At 61.3% G+C, this 19,269-nt stretch carries 18 protein-coding genes; 14 read left to right on the forward strand and 4 right to left on the reverse strand.

Annotated elements, in window-relative coordinates; all coding sequences use genetic code 11:
* Positions 1-35: 35 nt before the first annotated feature.
* On the reverse strand, positions 36-1,052 hold the full coding sequence (locus tag FHT84_RS17335; protein WP_112341125.1) for a polyprenyl synthetase family protein: 1,017 nt from the start codon (positions 1,050-1,052) through the stop codon (positions 36-38).
* Positions 1,053-1,160: 108 nt separating this feature from the next.
* Between FHT84_RS17335 and FHT84_RS17340 the strand changes: the two genes are divergently transcribed.
* The 13 genes from FHT84_RS17340 to FHT84_RS17400 all read left to right on the forward strand — a co-directional run bounded on the left by FHT84_RS17340 (position 1,161) and on the right by FHT84_RS17400 (position 12,560).
* Positions 1,161-1,391, forward strand: a complete 231-nt coding sequence (locus tag FHT84_RS17340) for a DUF2007 domain-containing protein (RefSeq protein ID WP_112341126.1) — start codon at positions 1,161-1,163, stop codon at positions 1,389-1,391.
* A gap of 8 nt (positions 1,392-1,399) precedes the next feature.
* The gene (locus FHT84_RS17345) at positions 1,400-2,176 is read left to right on the forward strand and encodes a methyltransferase (RefSeq protein WP_183763246.1); all 777 of its coding nucleotides are present in this window, start codon (positions 1,400-1,402) and stop codon (positions 2,174-2,176) included.
* Between the two features lie 108 nt (positions 2,177-2,284).
* On the forward strand, positions 2,285-3,145 hold the full coding sequence (locus FHT84_RS17350; RefSeq protein WP_112341128.1) for a S49 family peptidase: 861 nt from the start codon (positions 2,285-2,287) through the stop codon (positions 3,143-3,145).
* Between the two features lie 16 nt (positions 3,146-3,161).
* A complete protein-coding gene (locus FHT84_RS17355; RefSeq protein ID WP_095434098.1) occupies positions 3,162-3,353 on the forward strand; it encodes a hypothetical protein in 192 nt (63 codons plus the stop codon).
* A gap of 63 nt (positions 3,354-3,416) precedes the next feature.
* Positions 3,417-3,647 carry an AbrB/MazE/SpoVT family DNA-binding domain-containing protein gene (locus FHT84_RS17360; RefSeq protein WP_112341129.1) on the forward strand — a complete coding sequence of 77 codons (231 nt, stop codon included), beginning with the start codon at positions 3,417-3,419 and terminating at the stop codon, positions 3,645-3,647.
* A complete protein-coding gene (locus FHT84_RS17365; RefSeq protein ID WP_112341130.1) occupies positions 3,647-4,048 on the forward strand; it encodes a PIN domain-containing protein in 402 nt (133 codons plus the stop codon). The genes FHT84_RS17360 and FHT84_RS17365 overlap by 1 nt, the downstream gene beginning before the upstream one ends.
* Before the next feature lie 120 nt (positions 4,049-4,168).
* Positions 4,169-5,128, forward strand: coding sequence for a glycine--tRNA ligase subunit alpha (locus FHT84_RS17370; RefSeq protein ID WP_112335445.1), 960 nt, complete (start codon positions 4,169-4,171; stop codon positions 5,126-5,128).
* A gap of 128 nt (positions 5,129-5,256) precedes the next feature.
* Positions 5,257-5,808, forward strand: coding sequence for a LemA family protein (locus FHT84_RS17375; protein WP_183763251.1), 552 nt, complete (start codon positions 5,257-5,259; stop codon positions 5,806-5,808).
* Positions 5,809-5,895: 87 nt separating this feature from the next.
* Positions 5,896-7,152: a 3-phosphoshikimate 1-carboxyvinyltransferase gene (locus tag FHT84_RS17380; RefSeq protein ID WP_183763254.1), complete on the forward strand. Its 1,257-nt coding sequence runs from the start codon at positions 5,896-5,898 to the stop codon at positions 7,150-7,152.
* 93 nt (positions 7,153-7,245) lie between these two features.
* Positions 7,246-9,186, forward strand: a complete 1,941-nt coding sequence (locus FHT84_RS17385) for a DUF2207 domain-containing protein (RefSeq protein ID WP_183763256.1) — start codon at positions 7,246-7,248, stop codon at positions 9,184-9,186.
* Between the two features lie 182 nt (positions 9,187-9,368).
* Positions 9,369-9,824 (forward strand): DUF559 domain-containing protein, encoded by a 456-nt coding sequence (locus FHT84_RS17390; RefSeq protein WP_183763259.1) that lies wholly within the window; start codon positions 9,369-9,371, stop codon positions 9,822-9,824.
* Position 9,825: 1 nt separating this feature from the next.
* Entirely contained in the window at positions 9,826-12,051 is a 2,226-nt protein-coding gene (glyS, locus tag FHT84_RS17395; protein WP_183763261.1) for a glycine--tRNA ligase subunit beta, read from the forward strand.
* Between the two features lie 14 nt (positions 12,052-12,065).
* Complete coding sequence (locus FHT84_RS17400) at positions 12,066-12,560, forward strand: DUF523 domain-containing protein (protein WP_112341136.1); 495 nt, start codon at positions 12,066-12,068, stop codon at positions 12,558-12,560.
* A gap of 75 nt (positions 12,561-12,635) precedes the next feature.
* On the opposite strand, the gene FHT84_RS17405 is transcribed toward FHT84_RS17400, so the two are convergent.
* The 3 genes from FHT84_RS17405 to purD form a co-directional block, all read right to left on the reverse strand.
* A complete protein-coding gene (locus tag FHT84_RS17405) occupies positions 12,636-14,450 on the reverse strand; it encodes a methyl-accepting chemotaxis protein (protein ID WP_183763264.1) in 1,815 nt (604 codons plus the stop codon).
* 375 nt (positions 14,451-14,825) lie between these two features.
* Positions 14,826-15,245 (reverse strand): plant virulence effector HPE1-like domain-containing protein, encoded by a 420-nt coding sequence (locus FHT84_RS17410; protein ID WP_183763267.1) that lies wholly within the window; start codon positions 15,243-15,245, stop codon positions 14,826-14,828.
* 112 nt (positions 15,246-15,357) lie between these two features.
* Complete coding sequence (gene purD / locus FHT84_RS17415; protein WP_183763272.1) at positions 15,358-16,626, reverse strand: phosphoribosylamine--glycine ligase; 1,269 nt, start codon at positions 16,624-16,626, stop codon at positions 15,358-15,360.
* 245 nt (positions 16,627-16,871) lie between these two features.
* On the opposite strand from purD, the gene FHT84_RS17420 reads away from it, so the two are divergent.
* On the forward strand, positions 16,872-19,181 hold the full coding sequence (locus FHT84_RS17420) for a Tex family protein (protein WP_112341140.1): 2,310 nt from the start codon (positions 16,872-16,874) through the stop codon (positions 19,179-19,181).
* The last annotated feature ends 88 nt before the right edge of the window (positions 19,182-19,269 follow it).

Genomic DNA, 19,269 nt, shown 5'->3' on the forward strand with positions numbered 1-19,269 from the left:
TGAAGCGGCCCTGCAAGAAATTCGGGTCGCCGCTATCAATTAACGCGTTCGATGCAGAAATCGATCACTTCGAGAAGTGCCGATTTCCAAGGCGTTTCCGGCAGAGGCGCCAGAGCGTCGCGCGCGATGGTGCCGTAGTGCACGGCACGGGCAATCGTGTCGGCCAGCGCGCCGTATTTCGTGATCAGGCCGAGGGCCTTTTCGAGATTCTCGTCGCTGTTATCGCCGGTTTCGATGGCATCACGCCAGAAGGCGCGTTCTTTCTCGGTACCGCGGCGATAGGCCAGAATCACCGGCAGCGTGATCTTGCCCTCGCGGAAATCGTCGCCGACATTCTTGCCGAGATCGGCAGCCTTGCCGCCGTAATCAAGCGCGTCGTCGACGAGTTGGAAAGCGAGGCCGAGATTGGTGCCGTAGGATTTCAGCGCATTGCGCTCCGCCTTGCCGGCATTGGCAACGATCGGGCCAACTTCGGCTGCGGCGGCAAAGAGCGCTGCAGTCTTGGCGCGGATGACCGAGAGATAATCGTCTTCCGTCGTTTCCATGTTCTTGGAAACGGAAAGCTGCAGCACCTCGCCTTCGGCGATGACGCAGGCAGCGGAGGACAAGACGTCGAGAGCATCGAGCGAGCCGACTTCCACCATCATGCGGAAAGCCTGGCCGAGCAGGAAGTCGCCGACCAGAACGCTCGCCTGGTTGCCCCAGATCATGCGGGCGGTGGATTTGCCGCGGCGCAGATCGCTTTCATCGACCACGTCGTCATGCAGCAGCGTCGCCGTATGCAGGAATTCGACCGATGTTGCGAGCTTGATGTGATTATCGCCCTGATAGCCGTAAAGTGCGGCAGACGCGATCGTCAACATCGGGCGCAGGCGCTTGCCGCCGGAGGAGATGAGATGCTCGGCAACTTCGGGGATCATCTGCACATCGGAGCCGGCCTTGGACAGGATGAGCTGATTGACGCGTTCCATGTCCGCCTTGGTCAGATCCACCAATGGCTTGATGGATGCCAGTTTATTCTTGCTTTCTTCCAGCGGTATCACGACGCCCAACGATCCGGACTCCTGTTCATTTTCTGCAAAGCACAATAAGAAGGGGCGAAAGAGGCGGCAAGAGGCGAATTGTCTCGTCGCGTAAATTTGACAGGAATTCTAGGGCTTATGCACGAGCTGATCCGCACCAACGACCCGGTCGTTCTCTCCTTTGCGGAGAGCCTGATGAAGGATGCCGGAATTCATTGTCTGGTGGCGGATCAGGCGATGAGCATCCTGGAGGGATCTCTCGGCATGCTGCCGCGCCGATTTCTGGTGGAGGAAGAGCGCGCGGATCAGGCACGGCGCATCCTGATCGATGCCGGTCTCGGCGACGAGCTGCGCCCGGCGCGGGCTTGAGGTCCGCCATGACCGGCAGCTCCGTGGAAACCATCGACGCCTTTCATCGCGGCGCTTTTCATATCGTCCAGCCGAAGGGCAGGGGGCACCGCTCCGGCATGGATGCCATGCTGCTGGCCGCGCTCGTGGCCGATGACCGCACGATCAGGGTAGCCGATCTCGGCGCGGGGGCGGGGGCCGCCGGAATGGCCGTCGCGTCTCGGCTCGATCATGCGGAGGTCGTATTGTTCGAGCGCTCTCCCGACATGGCCGAGTTCGCCCGCAAGAGCCTTGCGCTGCAGGAAAATGCCCGTTTTGCCAGCCGCGTCTCCGTCATCGAAGCCGATGTGACCTTGACCGGCAAGGATCGCAATGCGGCGGGCCTGATCGACGACAGCTTCCATCATGTCATCATGAACCCACCCTTCAACGACGCCAGCGACAGGCTCACGCCCGATGCTTTGAAGGCTGAGGCACATGCCATGACGGATGGCCTGTTCGAGAAATGGATCCGCACGGCAGGCGCGATCATGATCCCCGGCGGCCAGCTCTCGCTCATCGCGCGGCCGGAATCCATCGGCGAGATCATCGCCGCCTGCGGGCGCCGCTTCGGCGGCATCGAGATCACGCCGATCCATCCGCGCCAAGGCGAGAATGCCGTGCGTATCCTGGTGACGGCGATCAAGGGTTCGAGGGCAAGGCTTGCACTGCGAGCGCCGCTGATTATGCACGGCGAGGGAACGCATAAATTTTCCGATTTCGTCGACGATCTGAACAATGGCCGCGCCGCCTATCCACGGCGATAGTCTATCCTTCGCTTGAGCATCGAGCCACGAAATACGATCCGCAATGTTGCGTTTGCCGTTTCCATGCATACATCACGGGCAGCAAACATCATGATTCAGGGATGACGAATGGTTGGGTTCTTGAGACGCATGCTTCCGAAGCGCTTCCGCAAGGAGGGGGTGATCGTCCCCGTTGTCCGCCTGAGCGGCGTCATCTCTTCAGGTGGCGGACCGCTGCGGCAATCGCTGAATCTCGCGGGTGTGTCGCAGGCACTTGAAAAAGCCTTCGATATGAAGACGGCGCCGGCAGTCGCCATCATCGTCAACTCGCCAGGTGGCTCTCCGGTGCAATCGCGGATGATCTACAACCGCATTCGCGATCTTGCCGCCGAGAAAAACAAGAGGGTCCTGGTCTTCGTCGAGGATGTGGCTGCGTCCGGCGGCTATATGATTGCGCTCGCAGGCGACGAGATCATCGCCGACGCCACCTCGATCGTCGGTTCGATCGGCGTCGTTTCCGGCGGTTTTGGTTTTCCGGATCTGTTGAAGAAAATCGGCGTCGAGCGTCGCGTCTACACCGCCGGCGCGAACAAGGTGATCCTCGATCCTTTCCAGCCGGAGAAGGAAAAGGACATCGAATATCTGAAGAGCCTGCAGCTCGAAATCCATAAAGTCTTCATCGACATGGTGCTTGAACGCCGCACAGGAAAGCTCTCGGCGGACGAAACGGTGTTCTCCGGCCTGTTCTGGACCGGCAGTCGCGGGCTGGAGCTTGGCTTGATCGACGGCCTCGGCGACATGCGCCAGGAATTGAGGAAGCGCTTCGGCGACAAGGTCAAGCCGATGCTGATTACCGCGCCGCGCAGCCTTTTCGGCCGCAAGGCTCCGGGCATTTCGCTTGGGAGCATGGACGGTCTTGGCGCGGGGCTTGCATCCGGACTTGCAGAAGCGGCAGAGGAAAAGGCATTGTGGGGCCGGTACGGATTGTAATCGGGAGCGCTGGGTAATGCCCCAGATCATCTTCTTTGTCGTCGCCGTCGGCGGCCTCTGGCTGCTTTATCGGCGTTTCGTGCGCGATGCCCAGCGGCTCGCCGAAAAATCCCGCCGCGCTGAAACGGAACGCCGTACCGGCGCGATGGGAACCTTGGTCAAGGACCCGAAAACCGGCGAGTATCATGTGAAGCGCGAGGATGAGTAAGCCGAATTGCTTCGTTCGTGAGATTTTGATATACTTTTCTGATGTATATCATTGGAGTGTTTCATGCAGGTCGCAAAATGGGGGAATAGTTTAGCCATCCGCATTCCTTCAGCGGTTGTCGATGCGCTCGATTTGAAGGAAGGCGACGATATCGTTGTACGTGTCGCCACGGGAAACGCCTTCGAGATCGAACGTGACGACAGGCGGCAGAAAGCCTTGGAAAAAATCAGATCGTTCAAGCTCAAACTTCCGGAGGATTGGAAGTTTGATCGCGAAGACGCCAATTCTCGCTGATGCGTCTCGTTTTGGATTTTCTCGACACGAATGTTCTTCTCTACGCTTTCACCGAAGAGGGCAGGGCGGAAAAGGCACAAGCGCTTCTGGCCAAGCCATTCGCTATCAGCGCACAGGCATTGAATGAGTTTGCCAATGTCGGACGTAAGAAGCTCAATATGTCGTGGGCTGATATTCGCGAGGCAATTGATGCCCTCATCGCTTTGTCGGCAACCATCGTTCCTGTAAGTGAGAAAATCACGTTGGCAGGGCTGCACCTTGCTCAGCGCTATCAGCTTTCTTTCTATGATGCGACTATGATGGCGGCAGCGATCGAGGCTGGCTGCGAGCGGTTTTATTCGGAAGATCTGCACGCCGGTCTGATAGTCGAGAAGCAGTTGACCATCGTCAATCCATTTTGACGGCTCCTCGGGTTAAGTGCGAGTAATGTCGCTGCATTCTGTAGAGTAAAAACTTGACCCGTTCGCCACGTCGTGGCACCTGTCCGCCAAACCATTCGCTAGCGGAAGAAATCAGTTCCCATGACTGCCAACGTGCCCGATCATATGAATCCGAAGCGCTCCTTTCAGGCGCTGATCCTGACGCTGCACAATTACTGGGCCGACAAGGGTTGCGCGGTTCTGCAGCCTTACGACATGGAGGTCGGCGCCGGCACGTTCCATCCGGCGACCACGCTGCGTTCGCTCGGCCCGAAGCCGTGGCGGGCTGCCTATGTCCAGCCGTCCCGCCGCCCGTCCGATGGCCGCTACGGCGAGAACCCGAACCGCCTGCAGCACTATTATCAGTATCAGGTCATCCTGAAGCCCAATCCGCCGAACCTGCAGGAGCTCTATCTCGGCTCGCTGAAGGCGATCGGCCTCGATCCGCTGCTGCACGATATCCGCTTCGTTGAGGACGATTGGGAAAGTCCGACGCTCGGCGCATGGGGCCTCGGCTGGGAATGCTGGTGCGACGGCATGGAAGTCTCGCAGTTCACCTATTTCCAGCAGGTCTGCGGCATCGAATGCGCACCGGTCGCCGGTGAGCTGACCTACGGACTGGAGCGCCTTGCCACCTATGTCCAGGGCGTCGACAGCGTCTATGACCTGAACTTCAACGGCCTCGAAGGCGAAGACAAGATCACCTATGGCGATGTCTTTCTGCAGGCCGAACAGGAATATTCGCGGCATAATTTCGAATATGCCAATACCGAGATGCTGCACCGCCATTTCATCGATGCCGAGAAGGAATGCCAGGCATTGCTGGCAGCCGGCGCGCCGGGCGACAGCGAAAACCATCGCCTGCACAAGTGCGTCTTCCCGGCATATGACCAGTGCATCAAGGCGAGTCACGTCTTCAACCTGCTCGACGCCCGCGGCGTTATCTCGGTTACGGAACGCCAGAGCTACATCCTGCGCGTGCGCACGCTGGCAAAGGCTTGCGGCGAAGCTTTCCTGCTGACCGATGCCGGCGGCATCAATTGGAACCAGCAGGCCGCCTGAGGCGAGCTTCCCAAGGATTGGGCATCGCCACAGCCTATCTTGGCTCTGCGCCGCCGTTAAAGCCGGGTGACATCGGCATGAAATCTGCCTAGTGTCCCTTGGGTTGCAGTCGCCACGGGGGATTTCAGATGCTTGTTCTTCTTGCGATCATAGTGCTGGTCGCGCTCTACGTCATCTTCGCCTATAACGGGCTAGTCCGTGCACGTCAGGTGGCTGAGGAGGCTTGGTCGGGCATCGACGTGCAGTTGAAGCGGCGCGCGGACCTCATTCCTAATCTGGTCGAGACGGTCAAAGGCTATGCCGGCCATGAACGCCAGACCTTGGAAGAGGTTGTCGAACTGCGCAACAAGGCGCAGGCCGTGCCGTCTGGAGATGTCGCCGCCCGAGGCCAGGTGGAGGGCTTGTTGTCGCAGGCACTCGGCCGCGTGATTGCGCTTGCCGAAGCCTATCCCGACCTCAAGGCCAACACGAACTTTCTCGAATTGCAGCGCTCGCTGGAAGGCGTCGAGGGCGAAATCCAGATGTCGCGCCGTTATTACAACGGTGCGGCGCGCGATCTGAACGTCAAGGTCGAGACCTTCCCGAACAATCTCATCGCCGGCCCCTTCGGATTTACCAAGAAGGCCTATTTCGAGATCACCAACGAGGCGGACCGCGCCGTTCCCACGGTAAAGTTCTGAGATTTCCGCTATCGGTTTTTCATATCAGGCGGTAAAGGATGCCGACCGCTGGCCATCGGCTGGCTTCCTGACTGACCAAAGAGAATGATGATGGGTAGAGCCAAACTCACGATTATCCCGCCGGGCAAGCCCTTGACCGGGCGCGCCATGCCGCCGGGATCGAAGTCGATCACCAACCGCGCACTGCTGCTGGCAGGCCTTGCCAAGGGCACGAGCCGACTGACCGGCGCGCTGAAGAGCGACGATACCCGCTATATGGCCGAAGCACTTCGCGCCATGGACGTTGTCATCGATGAGCCCGACGACACGACCTTCATCGTGACCGGCAGCGGCAAGCTCAAAGCGCCGGCTGCCCCGCTTTTCCTCGGCAATGCCGGCACGGCGACGCGCTTCCTGACGGCCGCGGCCGCGCTCGTCGACGGCAAGGTCATCGTCGACGGCGACGCGCATATGCGCAAGCGGCCGATCGGCCCGCTCGTCGATGCACTGCGCTCGCTGGGCGTCGATGCCTCGGCTGAAACCGGCTGCCCGCCCGTGACCGTCAACGGCACCGGCCGTTTCGAGGCAAGCCGCGTGCAGATCGATGGCGGCCTGTCCAGCCAGTATGTTTCGGCGCTCCTGATGATGGCCGCCGGCGGCGACCGCGCCGTCGATGTCGAGTTGCTCGGCGAACATATCGGCGCGCTCGGCTATATCGATCTCACGGTCGCGGCCATGCGCGCTTTCGGCGCCAAGGTGGAGCGTGTGAGCCCGGTTGCCTGGCGCGTCGAGCCCACCGGCTATCATGCCGCCGACTTCGTGATCGAGCCCGATGCCTCTGCCGCAACCTATCTCTGGGCGGCCGAAGTGCTGAGCGGCGGCAAGATCGATCTCGGTACGCCGGCGGAACAGTTCTCGCAGCCGGATGCGAAGGCCTATGACCTGATCTCGAAGTTTCCGCATCTTCCGGCCGTCATTGATGGCTCGCAGATGCAGGATGCCATTCCGACGCTCGCCGTTCTCGCTGCCTTCAACGAAACGCCGGTGCGCTTCGTCGGCATCGAAAATCTCCGCGTCAAGGAATGCGACCGCATCCGCGCGCTGTCGAGCGGCCTGTCGCGCATCGTGCCGAACCTCGGCACGGAAGAGGGGGACGATCTCATCGTCGCATCCGATCCGAGCCTTGCCGGCAAAGTGCTGCCGGCCGAGATCGACAGCTTCGCCGATCACCGCATCGCCATGAGCTTTGCGCTCGCCGGCCTGAAGATCGGCGGCATCACCATTCTCGACCCCGATTGCGTCGCCAAGACCTTCCCGTCCTACTGGAACGTGCTGGCGTCTCTCGGAGTCGCTTACGAAGACTGACGCTCCGCCATCCCAAGGGAGGCTGAGCGCAGGCATGTTCCTGACGTGAAGCGGCGCCGGTAACGGCGTCGCGGCCATCCTTTTGGGGGAGTGATGACACGGCTTTGCGGGTTCTTCCTGGCTCTGTGCCTGCTGCTTTGCGCAACGGCGGTAACGGCGGCCGAGCTCATCACCAGTTTCGATCAGGCAATCGCCTTGCATCATGACGGCTCCATGCGGGTGGTCGAGACGATCTCCGTAAATGCAGAGGGGCGTGATATCCGCCGCGGCATCTTCCGGGATTTCCCGCTTGTTATGACCGATGCCAACGGCCGCGAAATCGAGGTGGATTTCAAGGTCGTCTCCATCGAGCGCGATGGACAGCCGGAGGATTGGCACAGCGAGCGCATCAAGGGCGGCGAGCGCATCTATATCGGTAACGCCGACAGAAGCCTCAACCCAGGCCCCCACACATTCCGCCTCACCTACGACACCAATCGTCAGATGCGCTATTTCAGCGATCATGATGAGCTTTATTGGAACGTGACAGGCAATGGCTGGCTGTTCCCGATCGTCAATGCCAAGGCGACCGTGACATTGCCCGATGGCGTAGAGCCGCAGCAGCTAGCCTTCTTCACCGGACCGCTCGGCGCCAACGGCAAGAACGCGAGCGCCAGCACGCAGGGCAATATAGTCACCTTCGTCACGACCAGACCGCTCGCCATGGCCGAAGGCCTGACGATCGCCATCAAGCTGGGAAAGGGAGTAATCGCGCCGCCGAGCGCCAGCCAGCAATGGGGCTGGTTCCTTCGCGATCATCTCGATACGACCATTGCCATCGGCGGGCTGATCCTGCTGTTTGTCTACTATATGCGCAGCTGGATCGCCGTCGGCCGCGATCCTCCGCCCGGCGTCATGGTCCCGCGCTGGGACCCGCCCGAAGGCATCTCGCCGGCGCTGGTCAATTACATCGACAACAAGGGCTTCGCCAGCTCCGGCTGGACGGCATTCTCGGCAACGGCGATCGATCTTGCCGTGCGCGGCTATGTGATCCTCGACGACCTGCAGAAAAAAGTGGTCATCCGTCCAACCGGCAAGGCAGGCAGAGATCTCGGCGGCGGCGACAAGGTGATCATGCAGGCTGTCGGACCATTCTCGCCGCTTGTCATCGACAGGGAAAACGGCGAAGCGGTGCAGCGGCTCGGCTCGAAATTCCGCGGCGCCATCGAGCGCGACCATCGCGGCGAATATTACAAGGCAAACGTGCTCTACGTCATTGCCGGCATAGTGCTCTCGATCCTCATCCTGGCGTCCATCGTCCTCTTCGGCCGCCTGCACGAGAATGCGCTGCCGCTCATCATCGTGCCTGGCTTCCTGTCGATCTTCGTGACGCTGTTCGCCAGCTCGATCGGCCGCAGGTTCCGCAGGCATAATGCCAGCCTTGCCCAGCGCATCATTTCCGTCCTGGTCTTTGCCTTCTTCGGCTTCGTCTTGGTATCGACTGCCGTCAGCGGCTTTGCCGCCGCCGTCGTGCCGTTATGGGAAGCGGGCCTGCTGCCGCTGGTCGCCGGCATCGTCGGCATTTTCGCACTCAATGTCGTCTTCTATTTTCTGATGGGCGCGCCGACGCCGCTCGGACGCAAGATGATGGATGGCATCGCCGGTCTCAGGCAATATCTGACGCTGGCCGAACGTGACCGAATGAACATGCAGGGCGCGCCGCAGATGTCGCCGCAGCACTTCGAAAAGCTGCTGCCCTATGCCGTCGCACTCGGCGTCGAAAAGCCCTGGTCCAGTGCTTTCGAGGCCTGGCTCGCGACGGCTGCGGGTGCCGCGGCGGCGGCCTATGCGCCGATCTGGTATTCCGGCAACTTCAACCCCGGCAATATCGGCGGAACGATCGGCGACTTCTCTTCTTCCATGGCATCGACCATAGCCTCGACGATCCCGGCACCGGTATCGAGCTCGTCCTCCGCCTTCGGCGATAGTGGTGGGGGCGGAGGCGGAGGGTTCTCCGGTGGCGGCGGTGGCGGCGGAGGCGGAGGAGGGTGGTAGCTGATCACCTCCCCCTTGAGGGGGGAGGTCGCCGCGAAGCGGCGGGTGGGGTGACAATTGGTTGGCTGCGGAGGTTGCCGCGATCACCCCACCCCGGCACTTTGTGCCGACCCTCCCCCTCAAGGGGAGGGTGTACTTCCCGACGCATCAACTTCGCTGTCTCAGCAATACGGAGATCTTCGATGCCCCAAAAGCCCTCCAAGCTCGATCGCTTCAAAATCGCCAACAGCCGCCGCCTGCGCGCCGGTTCGACCGATGCGGAAGCCAAGCTCTGGAAGCATCTTTGGCGCATCCCGATCGAAGGGACGCATTTTCGCCGGCAGGTTCCGATCGGGCGTTATTTCGCTGATTTCGCCTGTCATCAGATCGGTCTGATCATCGAGCTTGATGGCAGCCAGCATCAGGCAGATGCGGCAAGGCGTTATGATGCCGAGCGCACGGCATTTCTTGAAAGCCAAGGCTATCATGTCGTCCGATTCTGGAATGCCGAGGTCATGGGTGAGGTCGAGGCTGTCCTGGATACGATATTTGCCATTGTGCAGCAGCGCCAAATTTTGCTAGCAGAGGCCGACCGTTTTCACCCCACTCCGGCACGCCGTGCCGACCCTCTCTCTCAAGGGGAGGGTGAGGAACCTTGACATGCCCGATCTCCTTCTCGAACTCCGCTCCGAGGAAATTCCCGCCCGTATGCAGCGCAAGGCCGCCGGCGACCTGAAGAAGCTGGTGACCGACGCCCTCATCGAAGCAGGTCTTTCCTACGAAGGTGCCAGGGAATATTGGACGCCGCGGCGCCTCACGCTCGATATTCGCGGCCTGACGGCGCGCTCGGCCGATGTGCGCGAGGAGCGCAAGGGGCCGCGCACCGATGCCAACGAAAAGGCGATCGAAGGTTTTCTGCGCGGTGCTGGCCTTTCTTCAGTTTCGGAAGCCCAGGTCCAGAGCGACCCGAAGAAGGGTGATTTCTACGTGGCGATCATTTCCAAGCCCGGCCGTGCTGCCGAGGAAATCGTCGCCGCGGTCATGCCCGACATCATCAGAAATTTCCCCTGGCCGAAGTCGATGCGCTGGGGCAAGGCCTCGGTGAAGCCCGGTTCGCTGCGCTGGGTGCGCCCGCTGCAGTCGATCGTCTGCACCTTCGGCACCGAGCATGAAGAAACCACGGTCATCCCCTTCGAGATCGACGGCATCGTCGCCTCGAACGTGACCTATGGCCATCGCTTCCATGCGCCAGGCCCGATCACGGTCAAGCGTTTCGAGGATTATGCCTCGAGCCTGGAAAAGGCCTATGTCGTTCTCGATGCCGAGCGCCGCAAGGACATCATCCTGCATGATGCCCGCGATGTCGCCTTTGCCAATGGTCTCGAACTGGTTGAGGATGAAAGCCTGCTGGAGGAAGTTTCCGGCCTTGTCGAATGGCCGCAGGTGCTGATGGGCTCCTTCGAGGAGGATTATCTCTCGATCCCATCCGAGATCATCCGCCTGACCATCAAGACCAACCAGAAATGTTTCGTCACGCGGCCGCAAGGCTCTCACCTCCCCCTTGAGGGGGAAGGTCGCAACGAAGCTGCGGGTGGGGGTGATCTCGCGTCCCAACAAAATCACCACACCCCGGCGCTGCGTGCCGCCGCCCCTCAAGGGGAGGGTGCGCTGTCCAACCGCTTCATTCTCGTCGCCAATATCCAGGCGACGGATGGCGGCAAGGAAATCATCCACGGCAACGGCAAGGTCGTGCGCGCCCGTCTGTCCGACGCGCTGCACTTCTGGAAGCGCGACCAGGGCGACCTGCCCGATCTCGAAACGCTGGAAGCCTCCGCCAGGAAGTTCGGTCTCGATCTGAAGAAGCCGCTCGATCAGCGCATGGCGAAGCTTGATGCGCTCAACGTCACCTTCCATGCCAAGCTCGGCAGCCAGGGCGAGCGCGTCGCCCGCATCCGTGCGCTGGCCGCTGACCTCGCCAAGATCACCGGCGCCGATGCTGCCCTGGTCGACCGTGCCGTCGTGCTCGCCAAGGCCGATCTGCGCACCGAAGCCGTCGGCGAGTTCCCCGAGCTGCAGGGCGTCATGGGCCGAAAATATGCCTCGCTGCAGGGCGAGAATGCTTCTGTCGCGACGGCGATCGAAGACCACTACAAGCCGCAAGGCCCGTCCGACCGCGTACCCGAGGACAAGGTTGCGATCACGGTTGCGCTTGCCGACAAGCTGGATACGCTCGTCGGCTTCTGGGCGATCGACGAGAAGCCGACGGGCTCGAAAGATCCTTATGCACTGCGCCGTGCCGCCCTCGGTGTTGTCCGTATCCTATTGGAGCGCGGTGTGCGCCTGCCGCTATTGGCGACCACCAGGGATGCCGATCTGCTCGCCTTCTTCCATGACCGCCTGAAGGTCTATCTCCGCGATCTCGGCGCCCGTCATGACCTCATCGACGCCGTGCTGACGCCGGAGGCCGACGATCTGCTGATGGTCGCCCGCCGCGTTGAGGCGCTGACCGCCTTCATCACCTCCGAGGACGGCAAAAACCTCTTGGCCGGCACCAAGCGCGCCACCCAGCTTCTGGCCGCCGAAGAGAAGAAGGGCACCGTCGTTGCCGATGGCGTTTCGGAAGCCTTGCTGAAACTCGATGCCGAAAAGGATCTCTTTGCTGCCGTGAAGGCCGCCTCTGCCGAGGCCTCCGGCGCGATCGCCAAGGAGGATTTCCGCTCGGCCATGGCAGCCCTTTCCAAGCTGCGCGCACCCGTCGACCGCTTCTTCGAAGACGTGCTCGTCAATGATGAAGATGCCGCCATCCGCGCCAATCGCCTGGCGCTGCTGCGCCTGATCCGTCAGGCGACCGGCACGGTCGCGGACTTCTCGAAGATCGCGGGATAAGACATGGGGGCGCGATGACCGGAAAGATCCTCGTCAGCGCCTGCCTCATGGGCCATGCCGTCCGCTATGACGGCCGTTCCAAGCCGCTTGTCCATCCGGCGATCGATCGCTGGCGCGAGGAGGGGCTGTTGGTGACGATCTGTCCGGAAATGTCTGCCGGCATGGCGGTGCCAAGGCCGCCGGCCGAAATTGCAGGCGGTGCGACCGGCGAGGACGTGCTTGCCGGCTCGGCGCGCGTGATGGAGATCACCGGCGGTGATGTCACGGCGGAGTTTCGCCAGGCGGCGGAAAATGCGCTGGCGCTCGCCAAGGAAACCGGCTGTCGTTACGCTCTTCTGATCGACGGCAGCCCATCCTGTGGTTCGGGTTTTATCTATGATGGTACATTTTCCGGCGGCAAGCAGAGCGGCCTCGGCGTCACGGCGGCGCTGCTCAAGCAGGCCGGTATAGAGGTCTATTCCGATCGCGAGATCGACCTGCTGGTTGAGCGCCTGAAGGGCACAGACTGACGCAGTAAAAGCTTTGCTCTAAAGAAAACCGCCGGACGCGAGCCCGGCGGTTTCCCATTTTTGCAACTGTACTGATCAGGCGGCGCGGCGATGATCCATGACCGCGCGGCCTTCGTTGACGCGGAAGCCGCGGATGAGCGCGAGCAGATCTTCCGTATCGGCCGCGAGCGTCTCGGCCGATGCGGTGGTCTCTTCGGCCATGGCGGCGTTCTGCTGGGTCGCAGCGTCGAGCTGGTTCATCGAAGAGGAGATCGAGCGCAGCGTCGTATCCTGCTCGGAGGCACTGTGGGCGATCTTCGAGACGATCTCGTTGGCGGCCTTGATCTGGTCGGAGATGCGCTTCAGCGCTTCGCCGGCCTCGCCGACAAGGCGGACGCCCTGGTCGACCTGGCCGGAAGAGCGGGCGATCTGGTCCTTGATCTCCTTGGCGGCTGCCGCGGAGCGCTGGGCGAGTTCACGCACTTCCTGGGCGACGACGGCAAAACCCTTGCCGGATTCGCCGGCACGAGCCGCCTCGACACCGGCATTGAGCGCCAGGAGGTTGGTCTGGAAGGCGATCTCATCGATGACGCCGATGATCTTGCCGATTTCGGCCGAGGACTTCTCGATGCCGCTCATCGCTTCGATTGCCTGGGCAACCACGGCATCGCTGCGCGATGCTTCGGTGCTGACGGCATGGACCCGCTTGCTAGCCTCATCGGCGCCTTCCGCCGTTTGACGGACGGCGACGGTGAGTTCGTCGAGCGCGGCGGAAGTCTCTTCCAGGCTGGCAGCCTGGCGCTCGGTGCGCTGCGACAGCTCGTTGGAGGCGCGACGGATTTCTTCCTTACTGAGGCCGATGTCGTTGCCCTTGGCGTTGACGCGGCCCATCGCGGCTTCGAGATGCGACAGCGCCTCGTTGAAATTATTGCGAAGGCCGGCATAGCCGGCGCCGAGATCGCCGCAGCGTATCGTCAGGTTCCCCTGAGCGAGGTCTTCAAGTGCCCGGCCGATGATCGAGACAACGCGTGCCTGTTCATGCGCCTCGTCCTGCTGCTGGCGCAGGTTCTGTTCGCGCTCATTGCTGATCTCGAGTTCCTGCGCGGCCTGACGGTCGGCCAGCAAATGGCGCTCGCGAACCTTTTCCTGCAGCGCCTGGGTCGCTTTCGCCATCAAGCCGATTTCGTTGCGCATCTCGATATGCGGAATGGCCATCTTCAGATCTTCGTCGGCCACGGCCTTCAGCGCGGCGTGGACATCGGCGAGCGGCTTTGTGATGCCGCGGATGAAATAGATGGCCGCACCGACGCCGATGACGAAGACGAGACCGCAGATGAGCAGGGCGCGCCACATCGTTGCGTTGATCTGCGCATCCAGGTCGTCCATGTAGACGCCGCAGCCGACCACGATCTGCCAGGGAGCGAAGGCAGCCGAATAGCTGCCCTTCAGGAAAAGCTGGTCGTCGGAATGGCCGGGCTTGCCCCAGTAATAGATGGTACGGCCGCCGCCCTTGATACCCTTTTCGACCATTTCCTTGCTGAAATGAGTGCCATTCCTGTCGACTTGGCCGGACATGTCCTTGCCGACATTGACCGGATTTGGATGGATGCGCATGACAGCGTTATAGTCGAAGCCGAAGAAATAGCCCGCGGGTTCGAAGCTGACATGCGAGAGGACTTTGAAGGCCTCCGCCTGGGCGGCCTCATGCGTCATCTCACCGGATTTTTCGCGCTGATAATACTGGTTCAGAACCGAGATGCCGGATTCGACCTGCGTGCGCAGCATGTCGAACCGGTCGTCGTAAATGGACTCGGCCTGTGACCGGATCTGGAAATAGGTCGCCACGGCGAAGGCGGCCATCAGGACGCCGAGCAGGGCAAAGAGTTGATGCGAAATCTTGAGATTCTTCATGGTGCCTCCCACAGGGGTGAATACCGGTGCGGTTTCCTACCGCCTGTGCGATCGCCTGAGAGATACTCAATACGTTTGCTGCCGCTCGAATGACATGCTGCTGTCCGGTGGCAGTAAAATCGCTGTTTATGTCTAAAAAATCTTTAATTTTAGGGGAATGGTTGTATTCGTCGCGAGTTGAAACTGGAGATATGCTAAATTGTCGCCAATAATACTTATACTGCCTTACGAATGACTTCGGTTACTTCGAATTCAGCTTCTGTAATTTAGAAAAACCGAATATTTTCCGATGTATCTCATAAGTATGTAATAAGCCGCTGCTCCTGTGGCCGGGCAATGATCGGCAAATGCCGTCGCAACGAATGGCTTCTGCAGCTATTGACGCAGCTGGAAGCCAGAGAGGTCGAGGGGTTTGGGAGCTGCGGTATCCGGCAGGGCTGCGGTCTTTACGGCCAGGTCGATCCCGTCGACGGGCTCGGCGGTGGCGGCCAGGGCTTCCGGTGTCGGCTTGCTGACGAACATGACGGGGGATCCGCCCATCCAGGCCTCTGTCCGCACGACCTTCTTTTCGCCGTCTATGCTGCGGATCACGACCGATTGCGTGCCGGGCGCCAATGTCGGCACCTTATACTCCTTTTCGGCCACTTTGGGCTTGAGGGGAGGGCAGTCGGCGCAGCTCTTGTCGACGATGCTGCTGTCGCCGCTCTGTAGTGTGCCGTCGATAGACTGAATGGACGAGGCCATGGCGGAGCCGCCTGCCAATGCGCATGCCAAGGTCAGAAACAAGAGACGCATAACAATCCACTCCGTCTATAGTGACGAAGAGACTAGCGTGCCTTTGTTTCCATCCCGTCAGGAGATTAGGTAAAAATTTAATGGACTTGCGCTTGCAGAACCGCGGCGGCGTTTACGTCTCGCGCTCGACGGCACGCCAGCCGATATCGTTGCGATAGAAGCCGTTGTCCCACTTCACCTTGCCAGCCAGGGCATAGGCCCGCTCTTTTGCTTCGCGCACCGTCTTGCCTGTCGCCGTAATGTTCAGCACGCGGCCGCCGGTTGCGACCAGCGTGCCGTCCTTCAGACCTGTACCGGCATGAAACACCTTTTCGCCTTCGCCTTCGGCCGGCAGCGCCGCAATCGGCGTGTTCTTGGCATAGGAGCCGGGATAGCCCTTCGAGGCCATGACGACGGTCAGCGCCGGATCCTCGCTCCATTCGGCCGTCACCTGATCCAGCGTGCCGTTGGCGCAGGCATAAAGCAGCGGCAGCAGGTCGCTCTTCAGCCGCATCATCAGCACCTGGCATTCGGGATCGCCGAAACGGACGTTATATTCGATGAGTTCCGGCCCCTTGGCGGTGATCATCAGTCCGGCGAAGAAGACGCCGCTGAAGGGATGGCCGCTTTCCGCCATGCCGCGCATCGTCGGCTCGATGATTTCCTTCATGGTGCGCTCGACCATGTCTGGCGTCATGACGGGGGCAGGGGAATAGGCGCCCATGCCGCCGGTGTTCGGGCCGGTGTCGCCATCGCCGACGCGCTTATGGTCCTGCGCTGTCGCCAGCGCCAGCACATGCTTGCCGTCGCAAAGGCAGAAGAAGCTCGCCTCTTCGCCATCCAGATAGGCTTCGATCACCACCTCCGCCCCGGCCTCGCCGAAGGCGCCCTCGAAGCAATCGTCGATCGCCGCTAACGCCTCGTCGATGGTCATGGCGACAGTGACGCCCTTGCCGGCCGCAAGGCCGTCCGCCTTCACGACGATCGGCGCCCCTTGCGCGCGGACATAGGCTTTCGCCTTCGGGGCATTGTTGAAGCGCTGGTAGGCGCCCGTGGGAATATCGTAGCGAGCGCAGATATCCTTGGTGAAACCCTTGGATCCCTCGAGCTGGGCCGCAGCTGCGGACGGGCCGAAGACGGCGATACCGGCGGCGCGTAGCGCATCGGCGATGCCGGCGACCAAAGGCGCTTCCGGGCCGACCACGACGAAATCGATGGCTTTTTCCCTGCAGAAGGCAACGACGGCCTCATGATCGTCGACATCGAGCGCGGCGAGCGTCGCATGTTCGGCGATACCGGGATTGCCGGGCGCGGCATAGAATTCCGTCATGAGAGGCGATTGCGCCAGTTTCCAGGCCAACGCATGCTCGCGTCCGCCCGATCCGATCAACAGAACTCTCATGGCTTGCCCTTTCGTTGCGTCCTTTTGCGCGGTTAAGGGGGCTTGAGCCAAAGGTCAAGCGGCAAATCCTGTGGAGGCACGGCCGGCAACATTGCCATGCCTTTTTATCTCGCTAAAGCGGATGCTGCTTCGCCCTCCACGTCATCTCCGTGCCCGGATTGGCGTGTTCCGCGGCGAAAACCGCTTCTTATGTCCACGGGATCATGCTTATGGTCCCTTTACGCTCGTTCAGTTCAGAGAGACACATGGCCGCTGATATCCGTTCCCTTGCTGCAACCATTGCCGCCGAGATCAACTCCCGTCCAGATCAGGCTAAGGCCGCTATCGAGCTCTTGGACGAAGGCGCAACGGTGCCCTTCATCGCGCGCTATCGCAAGGAAGTGACCGGCGGTCTCGACGATACGCAGCTTCGCACGTTATCGGAGCGTCTCGTCTATCTTCGCGAGCTGGAAGCACGCCGCGCCGCCATCATTGAATCCATCGCCGGCCAGGGCAAGATGACCGACGAGCTGATGGGCAAGATCGCCACGGTCGCCACCAAGTCCGAGCTGGAAGACCTTTATCTGCCCTATAAGCCGAAGCGCCGTACCCGCGCCGAAATTGCCAGGGAGCGTGGCCTCGGCCCCCTGGCCGACACCATCCTTGCCGATCGCTCCAAGGAGCCCACGATGCTGGCCCAAGGCTTCATCACGGCCGATGTGCCTGACGTGAAAACGGCGCTGGAGGGTGCGCGCGATATCATCGCCGAAGGTATTGCCGAAAATGCCGATCTGCTTGGCAAGCTGCGCAATTACATGAAGGCCAATGCGACGCTGAAGGCTACCGTCGTCGACGGCAAGCAGGAGGCAGGCGCCAAATTCTCGGATTATTTTGCGCATCAGGAACGCTGGGCGACTGCGCCCGGTCATCGCGCGCTCGCCATGCTGCGCGGCTGGAACGAAGAAGTCCTGACACTGAATATCGAAGTCGATACCGACGCCGTCTCGCCCAACAAGCCGGTCGAACGCATGATCACTGCGGCCTATGATATCGGCGCAAGCCGGCCCGGCGACCGCTGGCTGACGGAGGTCGCAAGCTGGACATGGCGCGTAAAGCTCTCCATGTCGCTCTCGCTCGACCTGATGCGCGAGTTGCGGGAGAGGGCGGAGGAGGAGGCGATCCATGTCTTCGCCCGCAATCTGAAGGATCTCCTGCTGGCAGCGCCTGCCGGCTCGCGCGCCACCATGGGCCTCGATCCGGGCATCCGCACGGGCGTCAAGGTCGCCGTGGTCGACGGTACGGGCAAGCTCCTGGAAACGGCGACCGTATATCCCTTTCCGCCGAAGAACGACGTGCGCGGCACACAGGCCGCACTTGCCTCGCTCATCCGTAAGCACAAGGTCGAGCTGATCGCGATCGGCAACGGCACCGGCAGCCGCGAAACCGAAAAGCTGGTGGCCGACATGCTGGCCGAACTGCCGGCGCCGAAGCCGACCAAGGTCATCGTCTCCGAAGCCGGTGCATCGGTTTACTCTGCCTCGGAAACGGCTGCGCTTGAATTCCCCGGGCTTGACGTCTCGCTGCGTGGCGCCGTCTCCATCGCCCGCCGCCTGCAGGATCCGTTGGCCGAGTTGGTGAAGATCGAGCCGAAGTCGATCGGCGTCGGCCAGTACCAGCACGATGTCGACCAGCAGAAGCTGTCCCGCTCGCTGGATGCCGTTGTCGAAGATGCGGTGAATGCTGTGGGCGTCGATCTCAACACGGCCTCGGCACCGCTGCTTTCCCGGGTCTCCGGCCTCGGGCCGTCGATCGCCGATGCCATCGTCAAGCATCGCGACGGCGAGGGTCCGTTCGAGACGCGCCGTGATCTTCTGAAGGTCGCCCGTCTCGGCCAGCGCACCTTCGAGCAATGCGCCGGCTTCCTGCGCATTCCCAACGGCAAGGAGCCGCTCGACGCTTCCTCGGTGCACCCGGAAGCCTATGGTGTGGCCAAGAAGATCGTCGCTGCCTGCGGCCGTGATCTCCGCACGCTGATGGGCGATACGGCAACGCTGAAGGCCATCGACCCCAGGCAATTCATCGACGACAAATTCGGCCTGCCGACCGTGCGCGACATCATCGCCGAACTGGAAAAGCCAGGCCGAGACCCGCGTCCGAGCTTCAAGACCGCAACCTTTGCCGAGGGCGTCAACGAGATCAGCGACCTCAAGCCGGGAATGCTGCTGGAAGGCACCGTGACCAACGTCGCCGCTTTCGGAGCTTTCGTCGATATAGGCGTCCATCAGGACGGTCTGGTGCATGTCTCGCAGCTGGCCGACCGCTTCGTCAAGGACCCGCATGAGGTCGTGAAGGCCGGCGATGTCGTCAAGGTCACGGTCGTGGAAGTCGATGTCAAACGCAAGCGAATCGGTCTCTCCATGCGCAAAGATGGCGGTACTGTGGCGGCTTCGTCCGGGCGGGAGTCGCGCGAGCAGGGCGGCGCGCGCAACGCGGGGGCGAGGGGAAATGCTCGTCCGAAGGCCGAACAACAGGGCAGTTTCGGCGCCGCTTTGGCCGACGCTTTCAAACGAAAATAAGGACTTAGCGGAACTCTGTGCAAGAATGTCACACTCTGGCAGAGTTGTTGCCGGAGTGCCAATGACTGCGAAAAGGTAAGCTTGCCAC

It is taken from the genome of Rhizobium sp. BK289 (assembly GCF_014193575.1).
In the GTDB taxonomy this organism is placed as follows: Bacteria; Pseudomonadota; Alphaproteobacteria; order Rhizobiales; family Rhizobiaceae; genus Rhizobium; species Rhizobium tropici_C.

What these genes read in the sequence shown, in the direction of transcription:
- FHT84_RS17340 (WP_112341126.1), top strand. Translation starts at nt 1,161, where the DNA reads ATGCACGAGCTGATCCGCACCAACGACCCGGTCGTTCTCTCCTTTGCG.
- FHT84_RS17345 (WP_183763246.1), top strand. Translation starts at nt 1,400, where the DNA reads ATGACCGGCAGCTCCGTGGAAACCATCGACGCCTTTCATCGCGGCGCT.
- FHT84_RS17350 (WP_112341128.1), top strand. Translation starts at nt 2,285, where the DNA reads ATGGTTGGGTTCTTGAGACGCATGCTTCCGAAGCGCTTCCGCAAGGAG.
- FHT84_RS17355 (WP_095434098.1), top strand. Translation starts at nt 3,162, where the DNA reads ATGCCCCAGATCATCTTCTTTGTCGTCGCCGTCGGCGGCCTCTGGCTG.
- FHT84_RS17360 (WP_112341129.1), top strand. Translation starts at nt 3,417, where the DNA reads ATGCAGGTCGCAAAATGGGGGAATAGTTTAGCCATCCGCATTCCTTCA.
- FHT84_RS17365 (WP_112341130.1), top strand. Translation starts at nt 3,647, where the DNA reads ATGCGTCTCGTTTTGGATTTTCTCGACACGAATGTTCTTCTCTACGCT.
- FHT84_RS17370 (WP_112335445.1), top strand. Translation starts at nt 4,169, where the DNA reads ATGACTGCCAACGTGCCCGATCATATGAATCCGAAGCGCTCCTTTCAG.
- FHT84_RS17375 (WP_183763251.1), top strand. Translation starts at nt 5,257, where the DNA reads ATGCTTGTTCTTCTTGCGATCATAGTGCTGGTCGCGCTCTACGTCATC.
- FHT84_RS17380 (WP_183763254.1), top strand. Translation starts at nt 5,896, where the DNA reads ATGATGGGTAGAGCCAAACTCACGATTATCCCGCCGGGCAAGCCCTTG.
- FHT84_RS17385 (WP_183763256.1), top strand. Translation starts at nt 7,246, where the DNA reads ATGACACGGCTTTGCGGGTTCTTCCTGGCTCTGTGCCTGCTGCTTTGC.
- FHT84_RS17390 (WP_183763259.1), top strand. Translation starts at nt 9,369, where the DNA reads ATGCCCCAAAAGCCCTCCAAGCTCGATCGCTTCAAAATCGCCAACAGC.
- glyS (WP_183763261.1), top strand. Translation starts at nt 9,826, where the DNA reads ATGCCCGATCTCCTTCTCGAACTCCGCTCCGAGGAAATTCCCGCCCGT.
- FHT84_RS17400 (WP_112341136.1), top strand. Translation starts at nt 12,066, where the DNA reads ATGACCGGAAAGATCCTCGTCAGCGCCTGCCTCATGGGCCATGCCGTC.
- FHT84_RS17405 (WP_183763264.1), bottom strand. Translation starts at nt 14,450, where the DNA reads ATGAAGAATCTCAAGATTTCGCATCAACTCTTTGCCCTGCTCGGCGTC.
- FHT84_RS17410 (WP_183763267.1), bottom strand. Translation starts at nt 15,245, where the DNA reads ATGCGTCTCTTGTTTCTGACCTTGGCATGCGCATTGGCAGGCGGCTCC.
- purD (WP_183763272.1), bottom strand. Translation starts at nt 16,626, where the DNA reads ATGAGAGTTCTGTTGATCGGATCGGGCGGACGCGAGCATGCGTTGGCC.
- FHT84_RS17420 (WP_112341140.1), top strand. Translation starts at nt 16,872, where the DNA reads ATGGCCGCTGATATCCGTTCCCTTGCTGCAACCATTGCCGCCGAGATC.